Annotated in this window: 17 protein-coding genes and 3 tRNA genes; 1 reads left to right on the plus strand and 19 read right to left on the minus strand. The window is 52.6% G+C overall.

The window, feature by feature from the left end; genetic code table 11:
• Positions 1-14 precede the first annotated feature (14 nt).
• From rsxC to ACFWUB_RS04320, 13 genes are all read right to left on the minus strand, one after another.
• The gene (rsxC, locus tag ACFWUB_RS04260; RefSeq protein ID WP_416184384.1) at positions 15-1,370 is read right to left on the minus strand and encodes an electron transport complex subunit RsxC; all 1,356 of its coding nucleotides are present in this window, start codon (positions 1,368-1,370) and stop codon (positions 15-17) included.
• A 578-nt stretch (positions 1,371-1,948) separates the two neighbouring features.
• The gene (locus ACFWUB_RS04265) at positions 1,949-3,559 is read right to left on the minus strand and encodes a CTP synthase (protein ID WP_020311515.1); all 1,611 of its coding nucleotides are present in this window, start codon (positions 3,557-3,559) and stop codon (positions 1,949-1,951) included.
• A 66-nt stretch (positions 3,560-3,625) separates the two neighbouring features.
• Positions 3,626-5,290, minus strand: a complete 1,665-nt coding sequence (argS, locus tag ACFWUB_RS04270; protein WP_416184275.1) for an arginine--tRNA ligase — start codon at positions 5,288-5,290, stop codon at positions 3,626-3,628.
• Entirely contained in the window at positions 5,290-5,655 is a 366-nt protein-coding gene (locus tag ACFWUB_RS04275; RefSeq protein WP_020310790.1) for a DUF1934 domain-containing protein, read from the minus strand. Before ACFWUB_RS04275 ends, argS begins: the two co-directional genes overlap by 1 nt.
• Before the next feature lie 148 nt (positions 5,656-5,803).
• Entirely contained in the window at positions 5,804-5,998 is a 195-nt protein-coding gene (locus ACFWUB_RS04280) for a hypothetical protein (RefSeq protein ID WP_020310789.1), read from the minus strand.
• An 11-nt stretch (positions 5,999-6,009) separates the two neighbouring features.
• Complete coding sequence (locus ACFWUB_RS04285) at positions 6,010-6,360, minus strand: helix-hairpin-helix domain-containing protein (protein ID WP_239639642.1); 351 nt, start codon at positions 6,358-6,360, stop codon at positions 6,010-6,012.
• Complete coding sequence (locus ACFWUB_RS04290) at positions 6,357-7,253, minus strand: putative DNA modification/repair radical SAM protein (RefSeq protein WP_239639641.1); 897 nt, start codon at positions 7,251-7,253, stop codon at positions 6,357-6,359. The genes ACFWUB_RS04285 and ACFWUB_RS04290 overlap by 4 nt, the downstream gene beginning before the upstream one ends.
• A 277-nt stretch (positions 7,254-7,530) precedes the next feature.
• Positions 7,531-7,686 (minus strand): hypothetical protein, encoded by a 156-nt coding sequence (locus ACFWUB_RS04295; RefSeq protein ID WP_014015129.1) that lies wholly within the window; start codon positions 7,684-7,686, stop codon positions 7,531-7,533.
• A gap of 12 nt (positions 7,687-7,698) precedes the next feature.
• The gene (locus ACFWUB_RS04300) at positions 7,699-8,934 is read right to left on the minus strand and encodes an FprA family A-type flavoprotein (protein WP_416184276.1); all 1,236 of its coding nucleotides are present in this window, start codon (positions 8,932-8,934) and stop codon (positions 7,699-7,701) included.
• Positions 8,935-9,060: 126 nt separating this feature from the next.
• Entirely contained in the window at positions 9,061-10,344 is a 1,284-nt protein-coding gene (locus ACFWUB_RS04305; protein ID WP_239639704.1) for a hypothetical protein, read from the minus strand.
• A 26-nt stretch (positions 10,345-10,370) separates the two neighbouring features.
• Positions 10,371-11,045, minus strand: a complete 675-nt coding sequence (locus ACFWUB_RS04310) for a hypothetical protein (protein WP_020311526.1) — start codon at positions 11,043-11,045, stop codon at positions 10,371-10,373.
• A complete protein-coding gene (locus ACFWUB_RS04315; RefSeq protein WP_416184277.1) occupies positions 11,042-12,856 on the minus strand; it encodes a DUF2157 domain-containing protein in 1,815 nt (604 codons plus the stop codon). The genes ACFWUB_RS04310 and ACFWUB_RS04315 overlap by 4 nt, the downstream gene beginning before the upstream one ends.
• Positions 12,857-13,269: 413 nt before the next feature.
• A complete protein-coding gene (locus ACFWUB_RS04320) occupies positions 13,270-13,716 on the minus strand; it encodes a universal stress protein (RefSeq protein ID WP_014015134.1) in 447 nt (148 codons plus the stop codon).
• Between the two features lie 262 nt (positions 13,717-13,978).
• On the opposite strand from ACFWUB_RS04320, the gene ACFWUB_RS04325 reads away from it, so the two are divergent.
• Positions 13,979-15,346: a sodium:proton antiporter gene (locus ACFWUB_RS04325; protein ID WP_416184278.1), complete on the plus strand. Its 1,368-nt coding sequence runs from the start codon at positions 13,979-13,981 to the stop codon at positions 15,344-15,346.
• Positions 15,347-15,662: 316 nt separating this feature from the next.
• Here ACFWUB_RS04325 and ACFWUB_RS04330 read toward each other — a convergent pair.
• From ACFWUB_RS04330 to pgaB, 6 genes are all read right to left on the minus strand, one after another.
• Positions 15,663-15,738 (minus strand) — tRNA-Lys (locus ACFWUB_RS04330).
• A 5-nt stretch (positions 15,739-15,743) separates the two neighbouring features.
• A tRNA-Gln gene (locus tag ACFWUB_RS04335) sits at positions 15,744-15,818 on the minus strand.
• A gap of 1 nt (position 15,819) precedes the next feature.
• Positions 15,820-15,895: transfer RNA gene (locus ACFWUB_RS04340), tRNA-His, on the minus strand.
• A 101-nt stretch (positions 15,896-15,996) separates the two neighbouring features.
• A complete protein-coding gene (locus tag ACFWUB_RS04345) occupies positions 15,997-16,458 on the minus strand; it encodes a PgaD family protein (protein ID WP_416184279.1) in 462 nt (153 codons plus the stop codon).
• Positions 16,455-17,723, minus strand: coding sequence for a poly-beta-1,6-N-acetyl-D-glucosamine synthase (gene pgaC / locus ACFWUB_RS04350; RefSeq protein WP_416184385.1), 1,269 nt, complete (start codon positions 17,721-17,723; stop codon positions 16,455-16,457). Before pgaC ends, ACFWUB_RS04345 begins: the two co-directional genes overlap by 4 nt.
• 24 nt (positions 17,724-17,747) lie before the next feature.
• A complete protein-coding gene (pgaB, locus tag ACFWUB_RS04355) occupies positions 17,748-19,508 on the minus strand; it encodes a poly-beta-1,6-N-acetyl-D-glucosamine N-deacetylase PgaB (protein WP_416184280.1) in 1,761 nt (586 codons plus the stop codon).
• Between the last annotated feature and the right edge of the window lie 65 nt (positions 19,509-19,573).

Here is a 19,573-nt window from a genome sequence, read left to right on the forward strand (position 1 = left end):
ATCCCTTCTTCCAATTAGTTCTTGGCTTTCTGTGCTTCAGCTTTAGCCTGCGCTGTGCGCTGGATAGCTTTGCACTGGCCTTTCGCATTGCGGATATACTGGACAATGTTACGTTTTGCCGGGCAGGTATAGACACAGCTGCCACATTCAACACAGTTCATGACGCCGTATTCCATGCATTTATCCCATGCCTGGCAGGACGAGAAGATGCTGAGCTGGCTCGGAATGAGGCCCATGGGACATGCTTCTACGCAACGGCCGCAGCGGATGCACGGAGATTCTTCGCCGACCTGGCATTTTTCCGGAGAGAGAGCCAGAATACCGGAAGCCCCTTTGGTGATCGGCACATCGAGCTGATACTGGGCCAGACCCATCATCGGGCCGCCGGCGATCAGGCGATCCGGCTGTTTGGAGAAGCCGCCGCAGTAGTCGATGGCTTCCTGGAAAGTCGTACCGATACGGAGACGGAGGTTCTTCGGTTCTTTGATGCAGTCACCGGTAACGGTCGTAAGGCGTTCGATGAAGGGGATGCCCTGGCAGACAGCATCGGTGATGGCAATGACCGTACCGACGTTGCTGACGACGCAGCCGACGTTCATAGGAAGTCCGCCCGGTTCGACCTGACGACCTGTGCAGGCTTCGATCATCATCTTTTCAGCACCCTGGGGGTACTTCGTCTTACAAGCGAGAACCGTAACTTCAGGAATATCTTTGAAAGCTTCGGTCAGGTTCTGGATGGCTTCCGGTTTGTTGTCTTCAATGCCGATGAAAGCCTTCTTGACGCCGAGGACTTTCATGCAGATCTGGACGCCCGTGACGAGTTTGTCCGTCGTTTCCTTTTCGACCATGGCACGATAGTCACAAGTCAGATACGGTTCACATTCGGCACCGTTGACGATGAACGTATCGACCGGTTTGTTCGGAGCCAATTTGACATGAGCCGGGAAAGTAGCACCGCCGCAGCCGACGACGCCGGCTTTCTTGATGAGTTCCAGGATTTCCTTGCTGTCGAGCTGTTTCCAGTCGTGAGCCTGGGGAATCCCTTCTGCCCATTCATCTTTGCCATCTGCTTCGATGACGACAGCCATGCATTTGACCATCATGTTGTGCGGCATAGGCGCAACTTTGATGACTTTGCCGGACGTAGATGCATGGATGTCGGCATGCAAGAATGCGTCACTCGTCCCGATAAGCTGGCCTTTCTTGACCAGGTCACCGACTTTGACGGTCGGCGTACAAGGCGCACCAAAGTGCTGGCTCATGGGAATGACGACTTGAGCCGGTACTGCCGGGGTTTCTATGGCTTTGTCTTTTGCATAGATCTTGCCATCGTCAGGATGGACCCCACCTCTTTTAAAGGTATTCAACATCAAAAATCACCTCATTATTATATAATGAAAAATAATAAAAACATGAATCATGCTTTCAATCGCTTACATTATATCATTATGTAGCATATTATTCAATGTGAAAATCAGAGCAAAGTTACACATTTAACTTATTTTTATGACCTGCCGGGCGCAGGAAAAAGAAGTCAAAAATTGTCCGGATACAAAGAGATAACGTAGTTTACATTTCCGTATACGTCACCTGTTTTGTATAGTATAAAGGCCGTTCTTACCCTATTTTATAAGGATGCATAATAACAAAAAATAGTTTATTTTTCATGTCGCCGTAACTAACTTTTATCGTATTTTGACGGCTCTAGAACAATTTGCCATACGTTCAATAAATCACATATATATGCATCCTATATGCGTCTGCCGCATAGACGCGAAAAAGGCGCTGTCTTATGACAGCGCCTTTGGGAGTATTAAGTTTGCAGTTTGTAGTTTTTAGTGAAGGTTTTTAAATTTAAAGCCATCTTCTACAAACTCCGTACTACAAACTATAAATTAAAAGGGGCCTGGCATGATGGCAGAACCCTTCATGCGGCGGCCCCCACTAATTATTCCCCTTTTAATTCTAAAGCCGTTTTGATCAGGCCTTTGAATAACGGATGGGCTTTGGTCGGGCGGGATTTGAATTCCGGATGGAACTGGCAGCCTACAAACCAGGGGTGATCCTTGAGTTCGACGATTTCTACCAGGCGGTCGTCCGGCGATGTGCCCGAGAGGACGAGGCCGGCGTTGACCATTTCCGTGCGGTATTTATTGTTGAATTCCCAGCGATGGCGATGGCGTTCGTAAATGAGGTTGGTGCCATAGACTTCATGGGCCTTCGTACCTTCGGTCAGCTTGCAGGGATAGAGACCGAGGCGCATGGTGCCGCCTTTATCGGAGATGTCGACCTGGTCGGGCATGAGGTCGATGACCGGGAATTTGGCATCTTCATGGAATTCCGACGACGTAGCGCCTTCGAGGCCGACGACGTGGCGGGCGAATTCCATGACAGCGCACTGCATACCCAGGCAGAGGCCGAGGTAAGGCACGTTGTTTTCACGGGCATACTGGACGGCACGGATCTTGCCTTCGACGCCGCGGTTGCCGAAGCCGCCGGGAACGACAATGCCGTCGATGCCTTTGAAGACTTCTTCCATCGAGAGGTTCGGGTCTTCCAGGGTTTCCGAATCGATCCAGTGGATATTGACTTTCGTCTTATAGGCGATGCCAGCATGGTTCAGAGCTTCAGCGACGCTGAGGTAGGCGTCGTGGAGGGCGACGTATTTACCGACCAAGGCGATTTCCAGGGTCTTTTCCGTATTGTAAATGGCATGGACCATTTTCTTCCAGTCTTCCATATCGCAGGGACGATTGGGCAGGTCGAGTTTTTCCAGGACGATGCGGTCCATCCCTTCTTCCGACAAGAGGAGGGGTACTTCATAGATGCTGTTCAAGGTCTTGTTTTCGATGACGGCATCTTTGTCGATGTCGCAGAACAGGGCCAGCTTTTCTTTCATTTCATCCGACAAGGGGCGTTCCGTCCGGCAGACGATGATGTCCGGCTGGATGCCGATGCTGCGCAGTTCCTTGACGCTGTGCTGGGTCGGTTTGGTCTTCAGTTCGCCAGCAGCGCCGATATACGGTACGAGTGTGACGTGGATGTACAAGACATCATTGCGGCCGACTTCCTTCTTGATCTGGCGGATAGCTTCCAGGAACGGCAGGCTTTCGATGTCGCCGACAGTACCGCCGATTTCGGTGATGACGATGTCCGCATTGTCATCGTCGCCGACGCGGTAGACGCGGTTCTTGATTTCATTGGTGATGTGCGGGATGACCTGGACAGTATGGCCCAAATAGTCACCGCGCCGTTCTTTCTGCAGGACCGACCAGTAGATCTTGCCGGTCGTGACGTTGGAGTTCTTGCCGAGGTTAATGTCGATGAAGCGTTCATAGTGACCGAGGTCGAGGTCCGTTTCCGTGCCATCGTCGGTGACGAAGACTTCGCCGTGCTGGTACGGGCTCATCGTGCCCGGGTCGATATTGATATAGGGGTCAAACTTCTGGATCGTGACCTTGTAGCCGCGGTTCTTCAGCAAACGGCCCAGCGATGCTGCTGTAATGCCTTTCCCTAACGAAGAAACGACGCCGCCTGTGACAAAGATGTATTTAGCCATATTTCCTCCCTGTTGAGCTTCTGCTCATCGAATCAAAAATCAATCAATAACTTTTATTTTATTATATTACATTTTTTCAGGAGCAGAAACCCCTAAAATAGCCAAACTGTTGGCGATAGTGATGCGGACTGCCGTGACCAGGGCCAGACGGGCTCTTTCCAGATTCTTGTCTTCCTGGATGATGCGGCAGTGGTTGTAGAACGTATGGAACATACCGGCCAGTTCGTGGACGAAGTGGGCAATGCGGTGCGGTGCCCGTTCGCGGGCGGCACGCTGGACTTCTTCCGGGAAGACGGCCATCTTCTTGATGAGTTCCAGTTCGTATTCGTTGGTCAGCGTATCCCATTTGACGTCGGACCAGTCCGTGCTGAGGTCGGCGCCGGCTTCCTTGGCCTGACGGTAAATGCTGTAGATACGGGCATGAGCGTACTGGATATAATAGACCGGGTTTTCGTTGCTGTGCGATTTTGCCAGGTCCAGGTCAAAATCGAGCTGCGTATCCAGGGAACGCATGATGAAGAAGTAACGGGCTGCATCGGTACCAACTTCTTCGATGAGTTCGTTCAGCGTAATGGCCTGGCCCGTGCGCTTGCTCATCTTGACCGGTTTGCCGTCGCGGAAGAGGCTGACCATCTGCAAGAGGAGCACTTCCAGCTGATTGACGTCATAGCCGAGGGCCGCCATGGCCGCTTTGACACGGGCTACATAGCCGTGGTGGTCGGCGCCCCAGATATTGATCATCTTCTTGAAGCCCCGGTCGTATTTATTCTTATGATAAGCGATATCGGCAGCCAGATAAGTCGGCACGCCGTTGTCGCGGATGACGACGCGGTCTTTGTCGTCGCCGTAATCCGTCGATTTCAGCCACAGGGCGCCGTCCTTTTCATAAATCTTACCCCGTTCTTCCAGGACCTTGCAGGCTGCCTGGATGGCATCGGGATGGAGGGTCCGTTCGCTGAACCAGTTGTCATAATGGACGTTGAAATGGGCCAGGTCGCGTTTGAGGGCCTTGAGCTTTTCGGCATAGGCCCGGTCCTTGAAGAGTTCCAGCCGTTCTTCTTCAGGCATGTCCAGGTATTTGTCACCGTCCTGGTCGATGATGGCCTGGGCCGTTTCGATGATGTCGTGGCCGTGATAGCCGTTTTCCGGGATTTCTGCCGGCTTGCCCAACAGTTCCAGGTAGCGGGCATTGACGGAAGCGGCCAGGTTGTTCATCTGGTTGCCGGCGTCGTTGATGTAGTATTCGGCCTGGACGTTATAGCCCGCAGCCCGCAGGAGATTGACCAGGGCACTGCCATAAGCGGCGCCGCGGCCGTGACCGACGTGGAGCGGCCCTGTCGGGTTGGCACTGACGTATTCGACCTGGATCGTGTCTTCTTTGCGCAGCGGTGCATGGCCATAGGCATCGCCGGCAGCCAGGATCTGTTTGAGCGTATCGTAAATGACGTCATTCTTCAAGAAGAAGTTGATGAAGCCGGCACCGGCGATTTCCGCATGGTCGAGCCAGGGATAATCCATGCCGTCGACGATGGCCTGGGCAATGAGTCTCGGTGCTTTATGGGCGACGCGGGCCGACTGCATGGCAATGTTGCTGGCGAAGTCGCCGAATTCCTTCTGCGGCGGTACTTCCAGTGCGACGTCGGGATAGTCGCCGGCTGGAAGAGTGCCGGCTGCAATAGCCTTGTTCAGGGCTTCCGTAATGCCCTGCTTCAATAAATCCTTCATTTCCATTACGCTTGATCCTCCTGCACGGTTATGGTTAATTGTGTATAATTGGCACTGACGCCTTCGATATGGACGTCGTAGCCCAACTGAATCGTACCGACTCCATCGAGCAAGTCGGCGCGGCATTCATAGGTCTTCATCTGCACGTCGAACGTGCCGACCGGTGTGTCATACTGGGAGCGCGTCACTTTTCCCTTGCGGAATTCCTGACGCTGGCGGAGCTTCCCAAGGCGCAACAATAAGACGGACCCTCCGGGTAACACCTTGATGACCGTCGTAACGCCCTTCATTTCCGTCAGCTCGCTTTCTTCGTAGACGATGTACTGCGTCCCGTCCTTGACGTAAAACTTGCCTTCGGAAACGAGCTCCATTTTCAGCTCTTCTCCCTCTTTGTTACGTTGGATACTTTTTACACTTACTAAGACAGGTTTCAATGTATTCCACCTTTCCTATCACAAATCCAATGTTACTATTATATAACAAGTGCTGGGAAAAAGAAATACTTTTTTTCACTTCATTTCAATCAGAAAAGACCAATACTTCTTGGGCATATAACTGCGGCGCAGGGCCTCGTTGCGGCACGATGGCCTGGCCCAGGTCGAAGATATCTGCCCGGACAGCCGGCTGGGCCTGGTCTTTTCTGAGCAGCGCTTCGTCCCGGTCGATGACGGCCGACAAATAGCCGAAAAAAGTTCCATCATAACTGTAAATCATCGCTACCGCTCCTAAAACAGACTCATCGGTTCATAAGCCGTCTGGGCTGACGGCCGGGCCAGGAGCAGCTGGCGGATGCGGACCGGGTCCGTCGTCGCTCCATAATATTTTCCCTTGCAGGTAATGAAATACTGGGCCCTCTTGAGGACGATGCCCAGGCGGCGCAGTGTGTCATACGACAAGAAAGCCTGGCTCCGGGCCGCACAGATGCGCCGGGCCGAGGTGACGCCGATGCCGGGGACGCGCAGCAAAGCGTGGTACGACGCCCGGTTGACTTCGACCGGGAAAAACTCCGGATGGCGCAGGGCCCAGCAGGCCTTGGGGTCCAGGTCGAGGTCGAAATCAGGCGCCTCGTCAGTCAATATCTCATCGGCTTTGAACTGGTAGAAGCGCAGCAGCCAGTCAGCCTGGTAGAGGCGGTGCTCCCGCAGGAGCGGCGGCTTGGCGATGGCCGGCAGGTTGGGCCGGTCACGGCCGGGACATAAGCCGAATAATAGACGCGCTTCAATTCCACCTTATCGTATAAGGCCTGGCTCAGGCGCAGGATCGTCCGGTCGCTGTCCGGCGTCGCACCGACGATGAGCTGCGTCGTCTGGCCGGCCGGGACGAAGGAAGGCGCCTTCTTATGATGTTTCTTCTCTTCCCGCCGCTCCAGGATGCCCTGGCGAATGTGCCCCATGGGACCGAGGATGTTTTCCTTCGTCTTCTGCGGCGCCAGCAGGCGCAGACTCGGCGCCGACGGCAGTTCGATGTTGACGCTCAGGCGGTCGACGTAGCGGCCCAGTTCACGGATGAGCTGGGCACTCGTCCCGGGGATGCCCTTCATGTGGATGTAGCCGTTGAATTTCTTTTCGTCCCGCAGGATGCGGGCCGTCCGGATGAGGAGCTCCGTCGTATAGTCCGGCGAACGATAGACGCCGGAACTGAGGAACAGGCCTTCGATGTAATTGCGCCGGTAAAAGGCGATGGTCACGTCGGCGATCTCTTCCGGCGTCAGGATGGCCCGTTCCGCTTCCCGGCTGGCCGCGTTGACACAGTAGGCACAGTCGTAGATACAGCGGTTGGTCATGAGGATCTTGAGGAGCGACACACAGCGGCCGTCAGCCGACCAGGTATGGCAGATGCCGCAGACAGCCCCATTGCCGATGCCCCCGGCCTGGTTGGCCCGCCGGCTGCCGCTGGACGAACAGGACACGTCGTACTTGGCCGCGTCGCTGAGAATATGCAGTTTCTGTTGAATCCGGTCCCAATCCATGATAAAGCCCCCCTCTTTTCCTTTATCATAGCATAAGGCCGGCCCTATTGCAAACGTATGTTTTGATTGGCCGGTCGCCAGTCGCAGGTCGCAGGGCACATCTGTCTTTCGTAGGGGCTCGCACGTGGCGAGCCCGTCCGGAATATGAAAATTTTCTCGCCACTAGGCAAAAGCGGGCGCCCCACATGGGCGCCCCTACATTTGCGGTCTGCGGACTGCGAACGGCGGGCGCCCCTACAGCGGAAAAAGGACTTGCCCATAGGGCAAGTCCTTTTCCTTACATATGTAATCCTTCGCGTAATTTTTCAAAGATTTTCTGTTCGTCTTCGGTCAGGTCGCGGCCCAGGTCGATGTGGAGTTCTTCCCCATTGCTGCGGGCCTTGTCCTGTTCGTGCTTATCGCCGCTCTTGGCGCTGTCGTCACGGATGATCACGCTTACACCACCTTAGATCAAAGTTTCCGGATCGGGATAGTCTTTAATGCTTTCAGCCAGTTTATCGGCCAGTTCGTCGAGTTCACATTCCTGGTCGTCGCGGAGAGACGATTTCATATCCATCGTCGGTTCCAGGAGTTCGCAGCATTTGAACTGATTTTCGACGTAGTCGACCATGGTCTTATAGGCAGCCGATGCCCAGCTGTGGCAGGCGATGACGCCGATCGTGCGTTTCTGGAACATGAGGGTCTTCAAGTCGTGGAGGAAGTTTTCCATGGGCAGGAAGAGGTTCAGGTTGTACGTCGGAGCTGCCAGGACGAGGTGGCTGTATTCCCAGGCTTTAGCCGTGATGTACGACGAATGGATCTTGGCGACGTCGTAGAGGCGGATATCCTGGATGCCGCGCTGGCTCAATTTATGGGCCAGGACGCAGGCAGCCCGTTCGGTGTTGCCATAGATGGACGAGAAAGCGATGACGACGCCTTTCTTTTCCGGTACGTATTTAGCCCAGTGGAGGTATTTGTCGATGATATACTTAATCGTAGCCGGCGTGCGGAATACGAAGCCGTGGAGCGGGCAGATGAAGTCGATAGGAAGGCCCGATGCCTTCTTGAGGACGTTGACGACCTGCGGGCCGTATTTGCCGACGATGTTGACATAGTAACGGCGGGCCGAATCGAGGTAGTTTTCTTCAAAGTCGACCTGGTCTGCATAGACGTTGCCGACCGTACCGAACTGGCCAAAGGCATCGGCACTGAAGAGGACGTGATCCGTCAAGTCATAGGACATGATGACTTCCGGCCAATGGACCATCGGCGCTTTGACGAACTGCAGGGTATGTTTACCCAGAGCCAGCTGGTCCCCTTCCTTGACGGCGACATAGCGGTCCGTCATGGGATGACGGAAGAACTGTTCAAAGAGCTTGAAGGTCTGCGGCTGGCCGATAATCTTGGCGTCCGGATATTTTTCCAGGAGAGCCAAAGCCGAGCTGGCATGGTCCGGTTCCATATGCTGGAGGACGAAGTAGTCCAGTTTACGGCCTTTGAGCAGGTATTCGACGTCTTCCAGGAATTCGTCACGGCACGATTTATCCATGGCATCGACGACACAAGTCTTTTCGTCATCGATGAAATAGGAATTGTACGTAACGCCTTCGGGAATCGGGAAAATCCGTTCAAACAATTCCGTACGGAAATCGTTGCAGCCCATCCAATAAATACCATTTTTAATTTCTTCTACACAATGCATACTGATATGACCTCCTTAAAAAGTACAAGCAGCATTCATGCTGTAATGTCAATTCTCATACCCATATCATACCATCTTTTGGACAAACAGGAAATACTAACAAGAAAAAAAGTTAATTAAAAATCTTTATTGTTTATTTGTTTTACCCGTATCGCGATTGTTATCGGACGACTGGCGGCTCTTCGACGAATCGGAACTCTTGGTCGCATTCGTCGACTTATCGTCAGACCGGCTGCGGGTCGTGCTCTGGGACTCGGAAGCCGATTCACTGCGCCGCGTTTCCTGAGAGGAGCTGCGGCTCGGTGCCGATGCGCCGATGGAATCCGCTTCGGCTACGACATTGTCGATGAGCTGTTCCAGGACATCGCGGTCGGCCTGGGACAGATTGGTGCTTTCACTGAGCATGTCCTTGGCCTGCTGGGCCAGACTCTGGGCCTGGGAACGAGCCGAGCTGCGGCTGATGGAGCCGTTGCGGTACTGGACCTTCAAATTGCGCAGTTCATTGGAAATGTCATTGGCCTTGCTGCGGATGCGGGCCGCTGCCATTTCGCCGCTGCGCTGCTTACGGGCATCGGCATCTTGCAGGCGCTTGTCTTCTTCCCGGTTTTCCAGCAGTTCTTCCTGCTGCTGTTCGGCCACTTTATCCAGCGACGCTGCCGTCACATGGGTCCCGACGTAATATTCATAGCCCATGTAGCCCAGGATGATGATAGGGATACAGAGGAGCATCATTTCCAGTTTGCGCATATGCGCTGCCCGTTTCCAGCTGATGACGTTCTTGCGGCGGTGTTCCATGATGAGGACGATGATCAGGACCAGGACAACCAGGAACAGGGCGATATAGATGAACAATTTATGCCAGACCGTGGCCTGGAGCTTGATTTCCGTCGGATTGGAATTGGACAGGTTCCACAAATAGGTACTGCCCTGGTCATCGGCTTTATCGCTGTTGCTGACGACGCGGGTCCCCGACGGGAAGGAGACGATGTATTCCAGGTCGACGCCATTTTCCGGCATCGGCGCGCCTAAGCGCAGGGTCTGGATACTATTTTCATCAAAATTATAATCAATGTAATAAGTCGAACAGATGAGGCCATCGTGGGTCTTGTGGACAATGTGGTCGACAGAGCTCTTGCTGGCTCCATCCTTGGTAATCGTTTTCATAGCCCGGAAGCCTTCGCCATTATCATTGTTATAATCCATAATGGTATAATTGCGCTTCTGGAATTCATCGGCATCGGCTTTCAAATCTTTCTGCCCCTTAGCCGAATCGGAGACTTTCAGGACATCCTGTGTTTCGCTGCCATCGTCGTGGATGATGGTCTGCGCCCGGAACCCCGATAAGAGGAAGAACGCTGCCAACAGCATGACTGTCATAGCAATCTTGGCAATTCTCGCGTACGCTTTCATAAAATTCTCGCTTTCTTTCTGTGCCATCATTCTTCTTTCGGCGGTACCATGCCGGTATCGACGAGGTGAGGCCGGTCAAATAAGGTCTGGGCCTCTTTTTCCTGGCGGGCCTTGGCCATGGCGGCGCCATTGCTGATATTTTCCAACGGGATTCCATTGACGAAGATGCCTTCGATGACGCCTTCGCCCCGCTTCATGCGGATGCTGGCGATGACGCTGTCATCGGGCTGGAGGTTGTAGATGCCATCGGTCAGCTCCGGTGCCATGCGATAGCGGTCAAAGCCAACCTGGAACTGGACAAAGCCATCCTGATAGGACACGACAGTGGCCTGCATATAGTCGCCGCCGACGAAAGGCTTCGACGCCGAAGCCCCCTGGATTTCCATGAGGCCCGACGTATCCCGTGAAATATAGACGTAAATCTGCTGTCCCTTTTCAGGCGGCGTATCGTCCTTCCACTGCGTCGTGTCTTCGGGAAAAACGACGCGGACGTAGTCCGTCCCAAAGGCGGATACTTCCAGCCGCGGGACGCAGCGCCACTGATAGGGGATGCCATCGACGGCGATGTTATGCCAGCGCCAGCCCATATAGGCGACGACGGCGAACTGGACGAGAACGACGAAGACGAAAAAGATCCAGCGATAACGGCCATCCAGTGAAAAGGAAAAGTGGAATCCCTGCAAAGGCAATGGAAATTTCATTTCATATCGCCTCCTTGGTGAGACCACGGCGAGTGGGTAAAGTATTTTTTCCGTTTCGGTGCCGACTTCATCGAGCTCCACGGCGATTCCGTAACCCGCGGCTTTTCTTCCGCTTCCGGTTCCTGAGGAACAGCCATTTGCTGGGGCACGGCTTCCGTCTTTTCATGGACTGTCGGTGTGACCGGCGACGCCGGCGTTTCCGGCGTTTCTTTCTTTACGTCATCAGCGGGTGCCGTGAAAGTAAATGCCGGCGGTGCTTCTTCCGGCTCGGCCGGGACGGGCGGCGCTTTGGGCAAATCGTCGGACGTCTTTTCCCCTGCCGGTTCGGCAGGCAGTCCCAATTCAGCCGGCGACGGGATGCGTACCTCTTTCATCCACTCGGCCAGGGTGTCGACATCGCTGGCGGCATCCTGAGCCTGCCAGGACGGTGTCTCTTTAGGCGGAAGTTCGTCCTGTTTTTCTTCGCCTTCACGGCGGACGCGCGTCGACGAATGGCGCAGACCTGCCCGCCGGGCAGCGCGCAAGGCGGCAGCCGCCTTATCCTTGCGGGTCCGCTTGAACTGGAAGATGATCAGGGCCAGGACGACGATGGCCAGGAGCGGTGCCAGCGGGGAGAACTGCGTCCCGAAAATAAAGGCCAGCACCAGGCTGATGAAGATGACGACGCCAAATTTCATATGGAGGCTGTGTCCCGGCTTGAAGCCCTGAGACGTTTCAAAGAAACCTAATACGACCATGTACAGCGACGAAAGGACCAGGGGAATCGACGAATAGAGCCCGGCCCGGACGAGGATCGTTTCAAAAGCCAGGATAAATGGGACCGCCAGGTACAGGACCGGTCCCCACAAGCGATTCTTTACGGTCTGGGCCATGAGGGCGATCATGACGGCAAAGAGGACGAGCGTCACCAAGGCCGTGACCCAGTGAAAGGCATGGACCCGGGCAATGCCATACCAAGCCGCAGGCAGGCAGGAAATGAGCAGCGAGCCGGCAGCGGCAAAGCGGCCGAACCAGCGGAAGGGTACGCCCCAGGACTGATGGATGTCGATGGAATAACCGACGAGCATGATGGTGACGGCCAAACTCCCCAGCATGAGGAAAGGGATATAGTCCGTCGACCTGGCTGCCAGGCCAAAAGCAGCAAAGATGGTAATCGTCATGACCCAGGAAAAAATAGACAGGCGCCGTTCATCACGCATGGTGATGAGGGTATCATAAAAGGGCACGGCCAACAGGAGGAAAATCCACAACAGCGCCGTCCCGCCCAGCGTATTCAGTGGCCCGCCGGCAGCCGTCCAGTACAAGAGAGCCAGGTCATAGACGACGAGGGCCGCAATGGACCGCAGCAGATAGACGACGGGCAGGCAGAGGATGGCGCAGACGGCGACGTAGGCCGTCACATCCCAGCCGATATAGAAAGACTGCTCGGCCATTGCCAGGACGGCAAAGACGCCCAGGCAATGGACTAGGGCCACGCCTTCGGCGACGAGGCTCCCCTGCCGTTCCTGGAACATGGCGGCGCCGACACCGATCTGAGTAAGCAGGAGCAGGCCACAGGCCAGGCCCATGCGGACCGTAAGTGATACATAGTACCAGAACTGGGAAAGGCCCCAAATCAGGGCGATACCGGCAGCGGCCAGGCCGATGACGGCCAGCAGGGCATATAAAGGCAGGGTCGTCAAAAGAGGGTTCCTTTGTTCGTCCCTGCCGTAAGATTTTCGTATTTTTTGCTGGGATTCTTCACTGATCCAGCCCTTAGAAACCCAGTCAGCGACCTTGCGGTCGAGCCATTCGTTGGTATTTCGTTTCATACTTGCCTCCCAGGCACCTATCCCGGAACGAGGCAGTCCGGGACCCTATACTCATGAATAGGTTTTGTGTAATCAGGCAAAAAAAGGCATACCTGTGTACTCAGTATACCACAAAAAGAACGATTCCCCTATGGCGTAACGTAAAATTTTCAGAAAAAAGGCGCTATCCTATGAAGACAGCGCCTTTTTTCTGTAGGGTCGCCACGTGGGGCGCCCGCTTCGGGACATGTAAAATTTTCCAATCAGTTTGCTAGATGAATCATCCAAATTCCTAACGGGTCGCCCACGTGGCGACCCCTACAAACTTCATACTACTTTTTAGTGGTTAGTGGTTAGCGGCTAGTGGTTAGGGGTCAGTAACGCAGGTCGTCTCTCCGCGAACCACGAGCCACGAACTACGAACCACTAATTACTTATTTAACGATCAATACAGGGCAGACAGAATGGGTGACGACGTAGCTGCTGACAGAACCCATGAACAAGCCTTTCAACGGCCCGAGGCCGCGGCTGCCCATGACGATGAGGTCAGCATTGTACTTCTTGGCTACCGACAAGACGGCCGGTCCCGGAGAACCGACTTCAAAGACACTCTTGACTTCGATGTTCTGGGGAATGGATTTGGCGAATTCGTCGAGGATACCTTTCCCTTCTTCTTCCATGTCCAGTGCGACCTGTTCCGTTACATAGCCGCTGGCATTGGGGATCTGGTCGAAGTTAGAAATGACCGATACGATATTGGCGACATAGACCAGTGTAATCGTAGCCCCTAACGACGAAGCGATGACGACGGCATGTTCCAGCGCACGTTTCGAGTTAACCGAACCGTCCGTCGGTACGATGATGTTATTATATTTTTTCATATGAATCCCTCCTTATTAAGGCCTGTACTTATCCTTGATATATATATTCGCCATGACTTTTATGGATTCCTTCTTTGTCATCCAAAATTTTTTCAGAAAATGTCCGCTTTTTATTTTTAGAAATCTATCCGGCCTATACTTAAATGACCATGCGAAATCTGAAAAATGAGTATAAACTTTCATGTCTCTATGCTATAATACTGAATATGATTGTAAAATTTTTAAGTTTCTCTGCAATCAGATAATAAGAAAGGTGGTTTTTATGACACATGAACTCGTAAGTGCGACCTTGCCCGTATGGAGTATCATCCCATTCGCCGGGATGCTCTTATCCATCGCCATCGTCCCCCTCGTCCGTCCGGAATGGTGGGAAAAACACATGCTCGGCGCTGCGTTCGCCTGGTCTCTTTTATTCCTCATCCCCTTCGCCGCTGCCTATGGCGTCGGTGAGTCGTGGTTCCGCCTGCTCGAATCGGTGCTCCTCGACTACATCCCCTTCATCGTCCTCCTCTTCGGCCTGTTCGTCGTCGCCGGCGGTATCGCCGTCTGCGGGACCTTAGCCGGGACGACGAAAATCAACTGTCTCCTGCTCTTCATCGGCACCTTCCTGGCCAGCTGGATCGGTACGACCGGCGCAGCAATGCTGCTCATCCGTCCTATCATCCGGGCCAATGCCTGGCGCAAGAACAAAGTACACCTCATGGTGTTCTTCATCTTCCTCGTCGCCAACATGGGCGGCTGTCTGACACCGCTCGGCGACCCGCCGCTGTTCATGGGCTTCCAGCGCGGCGTCCCCTTTACCTGGACCTTCCATCTCCTGCCCATCCTGATTTTCAACCTGGTCCTCATGTTCGCCTTATTCGCCGTCATCGACAAGCATTTTTATAATAAGGAAATAAAAGAAGGCCGTACGCCGCTCGACTTGATCGATGAAAACGACAAGCAGCCCCTCCGCCTGGAAGGGGCCCACAACCTCATCTTCATCGCCATGATCATCGTCGGCGTCCTGGCCAACGGCCTCCTGCCGGATATGTTCCCGGCTTTCGCCAACGGCGCTGGCCTGCACATTTACGACGAAATCGTCTTCCCCTATGCTACACTGGCAGAAATCGTCATCATCCTCGTCGCAGCCTTCCTCTCCATCAAGACGACGAAGACGTCGACGCGGGAACTCAACGAATTCACGTATGCCCCTATCCTGGAAGTCGCTAAGCTGTTCATCGGCATTTTCATCACCATGATCCCGGCCCTGATCCTGCTCAAGGCCCATGGCGCTGAACTGGGTCTGACCCATCCGTGGCAGATGTTCTGGGCAGCCGGTGCCCTGTCGTCCTTCCTGGACAACACGCCGACGTACCTGGTCTTCCTCCAGACAGCCGGTGCCCTCGGTGCTACCCAGGGTATTACGACGTCCGTCGGGACGGTCTCCCAGATCATGTTGGAAGCCATCTCGGCCGGTGCCGTCTTCATGGGCGCCAATACCTATATCGGCAATGCACCGAACTTCATGGTTAAATCCATTGCAGAAGAAAACAAAATCAAAATGCCGAGCTTCTTCGGCTACATGGGCTGGTCCGTCGCCATCCTCATCCCGTTGTTCATCATCGACACCGTCGTTTTCTTCCTGTAAGTTGTGGCTAGTGGCTCGTGGTTAGTGGCTCGTGGCTCGTGGTTAGTGGCTAGCGGTCCCATGGACCGCATTTGTAGGGGCCGTCCCAGCGGGCGGCCCGCCTCTTCTTTGTTGGAACTCCAAAAAAGGGCTGTCGCATTAAGCAAAAAAAGCATAATGCGACAGCCTCTTTTTTTTGAGTTTGAAGTTGAAAGTTTGATTAAAGAGATTAGGGCCTCGCATGATGGCAGAACCCCTCCTGTAACAGCGCCTGCTAACCACGAACCACGAACTACGAGCAACAAAAAAGCTGTCGCAAACGCGACAGCTTTTTAACTGGTGATCCATCCGAGATTCGAACTCGGGACACCCTGATTAAAAGTCAGGTGCTCTACCAGCTGAGCTAATGAATCATGGCTGGCAGGGGTAGCTGGATTCGAACCAGCGCATAGCGGAGTCAAAGTCCGGTGCCTTACCACTTGGCTATACCCCTATGGGGCGAGTATAGGGATTCGAACCCTAGCGTAACGGAGCCACAATCCGCCGTGTTAACCACTTCACCATACCCGCCATATTAGATTATCTGCGTCGGCCGCGCCGCATTAGCGCCGTCAACGTAGATAATCTTACCACGAGTCGCTCACAAAGTCAAGCACTTTTTCAAACTTTTTTTATTTTTCTCTTAATGACTTAATCTCGACAGATTGTTCATCGGGAAGTACATACCAATAGCGACCATACTGATATTGGACAGAAGCTTGGCGAAAATTGCCTTGTATGATCTTCATATCGTTTTCACTCATTCCATAAAGGGCAGCCACTTCACTCAGGGGTTGCTGTTTAAAAGCTTTACGGCGATCTTTTCCATGGAATCGATACCAATTATAAAACTGCCATCCCCCCATGACGATGAAAATAATCAGGCTGACGACGAACAAAAATGATAGCATCTCCAGAGTTTGTTGCAGTTTCCGGCCCAAAAGCTGGCTAACGATTTCTTTATACAGAACAACCCACAAAAGCAGAGTCAAAGCAATGGAAACGAGCCACTCCAAGGATACAGCCCATCGTTTACGTCGGCTATTGATATTGATAATCCATGAATGCTTAGAACCGTGATTCTTTTTATTCATTTCCGCAGCCCCCTGTCCGGGCTAACCCATGTAGCCGGTTCGTCCATATTACGGAATAAGCCTGCTGGCGTCGCCGCCACCGTCGCAAAGGAATTAAACATCCAATAGAATACGGGATACCAGGAAACCCATATGGCAATTTTCCACAAGTCCTCATCATACCGAGAATCAATCCATAGGCTGACAAAAAGCTGGCAGAGACAAATGACAGCTACGACGGCGCCATTCCATCCCCAAAAGGGGTTTCCCAAAGCCGCGGTGGCGAAAAAATGGTGGGTGAGAGACGATGTCATTAAGCAGGACCAGACTGTCCGGGTAAGCCAGAGAAACAAGCATAAGAAAAAGGCATATGCCCAACAGGCACCGAGAATATAATCAACATAAATAGGCCAAATCCGCCGTTGTCGCCAATCTGTCCAAACATGATAATGACGACGTATTACTTCAATACCACCTTGAGCCCAACGTTTTCTCTGTTTCCACAACCCACGGATGCTTTCAGGGACTAGCATCCAGCAAATCATATTCGGTTCATAACGTATATCCCAGAAATGAGTTTCCAGCTTCCAGGTCATTTCAATATCATCTGTGATCGCTACAGTATCCCATAAACCGACATGAACGATAGCACTCCGGCGCCAAGCTGCAACAACGCCGGATACAGTCATGACTTTACCCATGAGGCGCTGGGCCCGCTTGATGAGGCCTATGACGCTGGAATACTCCGCTGTCTGTATCTTGGCTAAAAGTGTACTGCGATTACGCACTCTAGGATTACCCGTAACGGCACCGACGCGGGGAAAGGTAATGAAATGCCAGACAGCCCATTCAATAGCCCTATCGTCAAGCATGGAATCGGCGTCGAGGGTAACGATAATTTCGCCATGACTCATGGCCAATGCTAAGTTAAGACCGTGGGCTTTGCCCATATTCTTGCGTAAATGAAGCAGGCGCAGGTGCGGATACTCTTGCAATAGTTCTTGGAGAACAGTCTCCGTACCGTCCGTACTGGCATCATTGATGACGATGACTTCCAGATTATCATAGCGATTGGAAAAAATGGAATGGACCGCATCAGCAATCGTTTCTTCTTCGTTATGGGCTGGAATAAGGACGGATACTAAAGGGTGTCGTTTCAAAACCGGCGGTTCTTTGGATACATGGCGTTCCCGCCGGACATAGAAACAAATACCACCAAAAAGCCATACCAGGCTCATAATGACAGGATAGTAAAAGACATAACTTACCAGCCATGTTTCCAACACAACAGCCAACGGAACGCACCTCCTCTATTTCCCCCAAGTGTGGAAAGTCTGGGGATATACACCGACATTGCGAATACCTGATTTTTTCAATGTCTTTAGTTCGTCTTGGAACGTGTCTTTATCAAGCCATTTTTCTTTTTCCCAATCATAGGATTGAATCTTGACGATGGTCTTATCGGTACCGCCCGCTTTTTTTACGGCCTGGGCTACATCCTGTAAATACAACTGAACATCGGCTTGATGGTCCATCTGAGGATAAGCCATAACAACAGTATAATCATAGCGTTTCAGGCAATCTCGATAGTCTTGGGCAAACCATTCCCGTGACTTCGGGTTCAGTACCGGCGCAGAGTAGACATCGCGCATGGTAATGGCATTGGGGCGGGTTTGACGAAAGGCCTTCAGTGCTTTATCTGCCGCTTCATTGAGGCGTTCCGTTTTCAAATCAACCCATTTTTCACCTTGCTGCCCCTTCTGGGCTGTAAAAGTCTGGCCAAAGGCTTTTTGATAGGCTTGTTGTCCGACAGGTGAGGCATCTTCAAAGTCATTGAGGTAAAGGTCATCTTGTAAAAGTACCCCTTGCGCCGTCGTATAACGTCCTAAATCACCATACAAAGTCTGGACTTTTTGCAGTCCTTGTTCATCAAAAGGACTGAGGCGGCGATACCAACCAGTTTTTCCCTGCAACCCCTGGACCATATTTGAATCATCAGCAGCTAAAAACGGTGTATATGCTAATCCGGGCATCCAGGCAATGACAGTGATATTCTGCTGCTGTATCGCCGTTGCCACTGTATTGAAGATGTCAGCGACCACAGGTAATTCATGATTATAAAAATAAACGGCATCGACATTGCCATCCCCATCGGGATCGGCAAAAGCCTGCAAGGCGACAACATTGACCTTGCTGGCCTGAAGCTGCGACAAGGTATTAGTAATATTACGGCGAAATATCAACGGGTTGGCATCATAAAGATTGTCGATATCGATTTGAGCCATCCGCAATGGCTTGCTGTTCCAAGTATCATGGTCTTTCGTAAGTAACTTCTTTAAAATGCGGACATTTGTATCGCTGCTCATAATCATGCGTCGGGCATAGACTTGATGCGCTTTGTCTGCCGGATTGACACCGCCATCAAGAAGAAACGTCGCCGTCATTCCATGGCGGGCAGCCGCATCAATCGCTGGACCAGAATAAATACCATAAGGCCATACCATGACTTTCGACGGATGGCCTAGATACTGACGGAATTCGGCCTGGGTCTGAGCCATATCATTGTCCAAACGGCGGATGTATTCTTCGTCTGTTTCATAACGGCCGTTGAGATATAAGCGGGCTCCGGCAATGCCATTGCGGTCTCCCTGAGGATCCAAGACCTGTTGTTTATGCAGGGCATGACTATGAGAAACAACGGTGACTAAGCCGCTCTTTTCCATTTCTTTCAGTTCATCCCACGTTGCGACAGCACGTACATCTGTCGGCAGTCCTTCTCCATCGGTCCAGCTAGTGACGATAGCCAGCATGGCCGGTACATCATATTTTTTCAAGAGCGGATAGACCTTAGTATAAAAAGACCGATACCCGTCGTCAAAAGTAATCATTACACTTTTATCGGGAAGTTTCAGTTTCCCGTCCGTATACGCCAAGTACTCATTTAACGTTACAAAATGATAGCCTTCTTTTTTTAAGTATTTCAAATGCGCTTCCAACCGTCCTGATGAAACAGCAAAAGCATCATTCGGACGATCGACTTCATGATAACAGAAGATGGCTACCTTAGCCATGACAGCTGGTACCGCGAATAGCAACAGACATCCCAGTATCAGGAGCGTACGCAATATTCTTTTCA

Origin of the sequence: Megasphaera sp., assembly GCF_047831605.1 — a bacterium.
Taxonomy (GTDB): domain Bacteria; phylum Bacillota; class Negativicutes; order Veillonellales; family Megasphaeraceae; genus Megasphaera; species Megasphaera intestinihominis.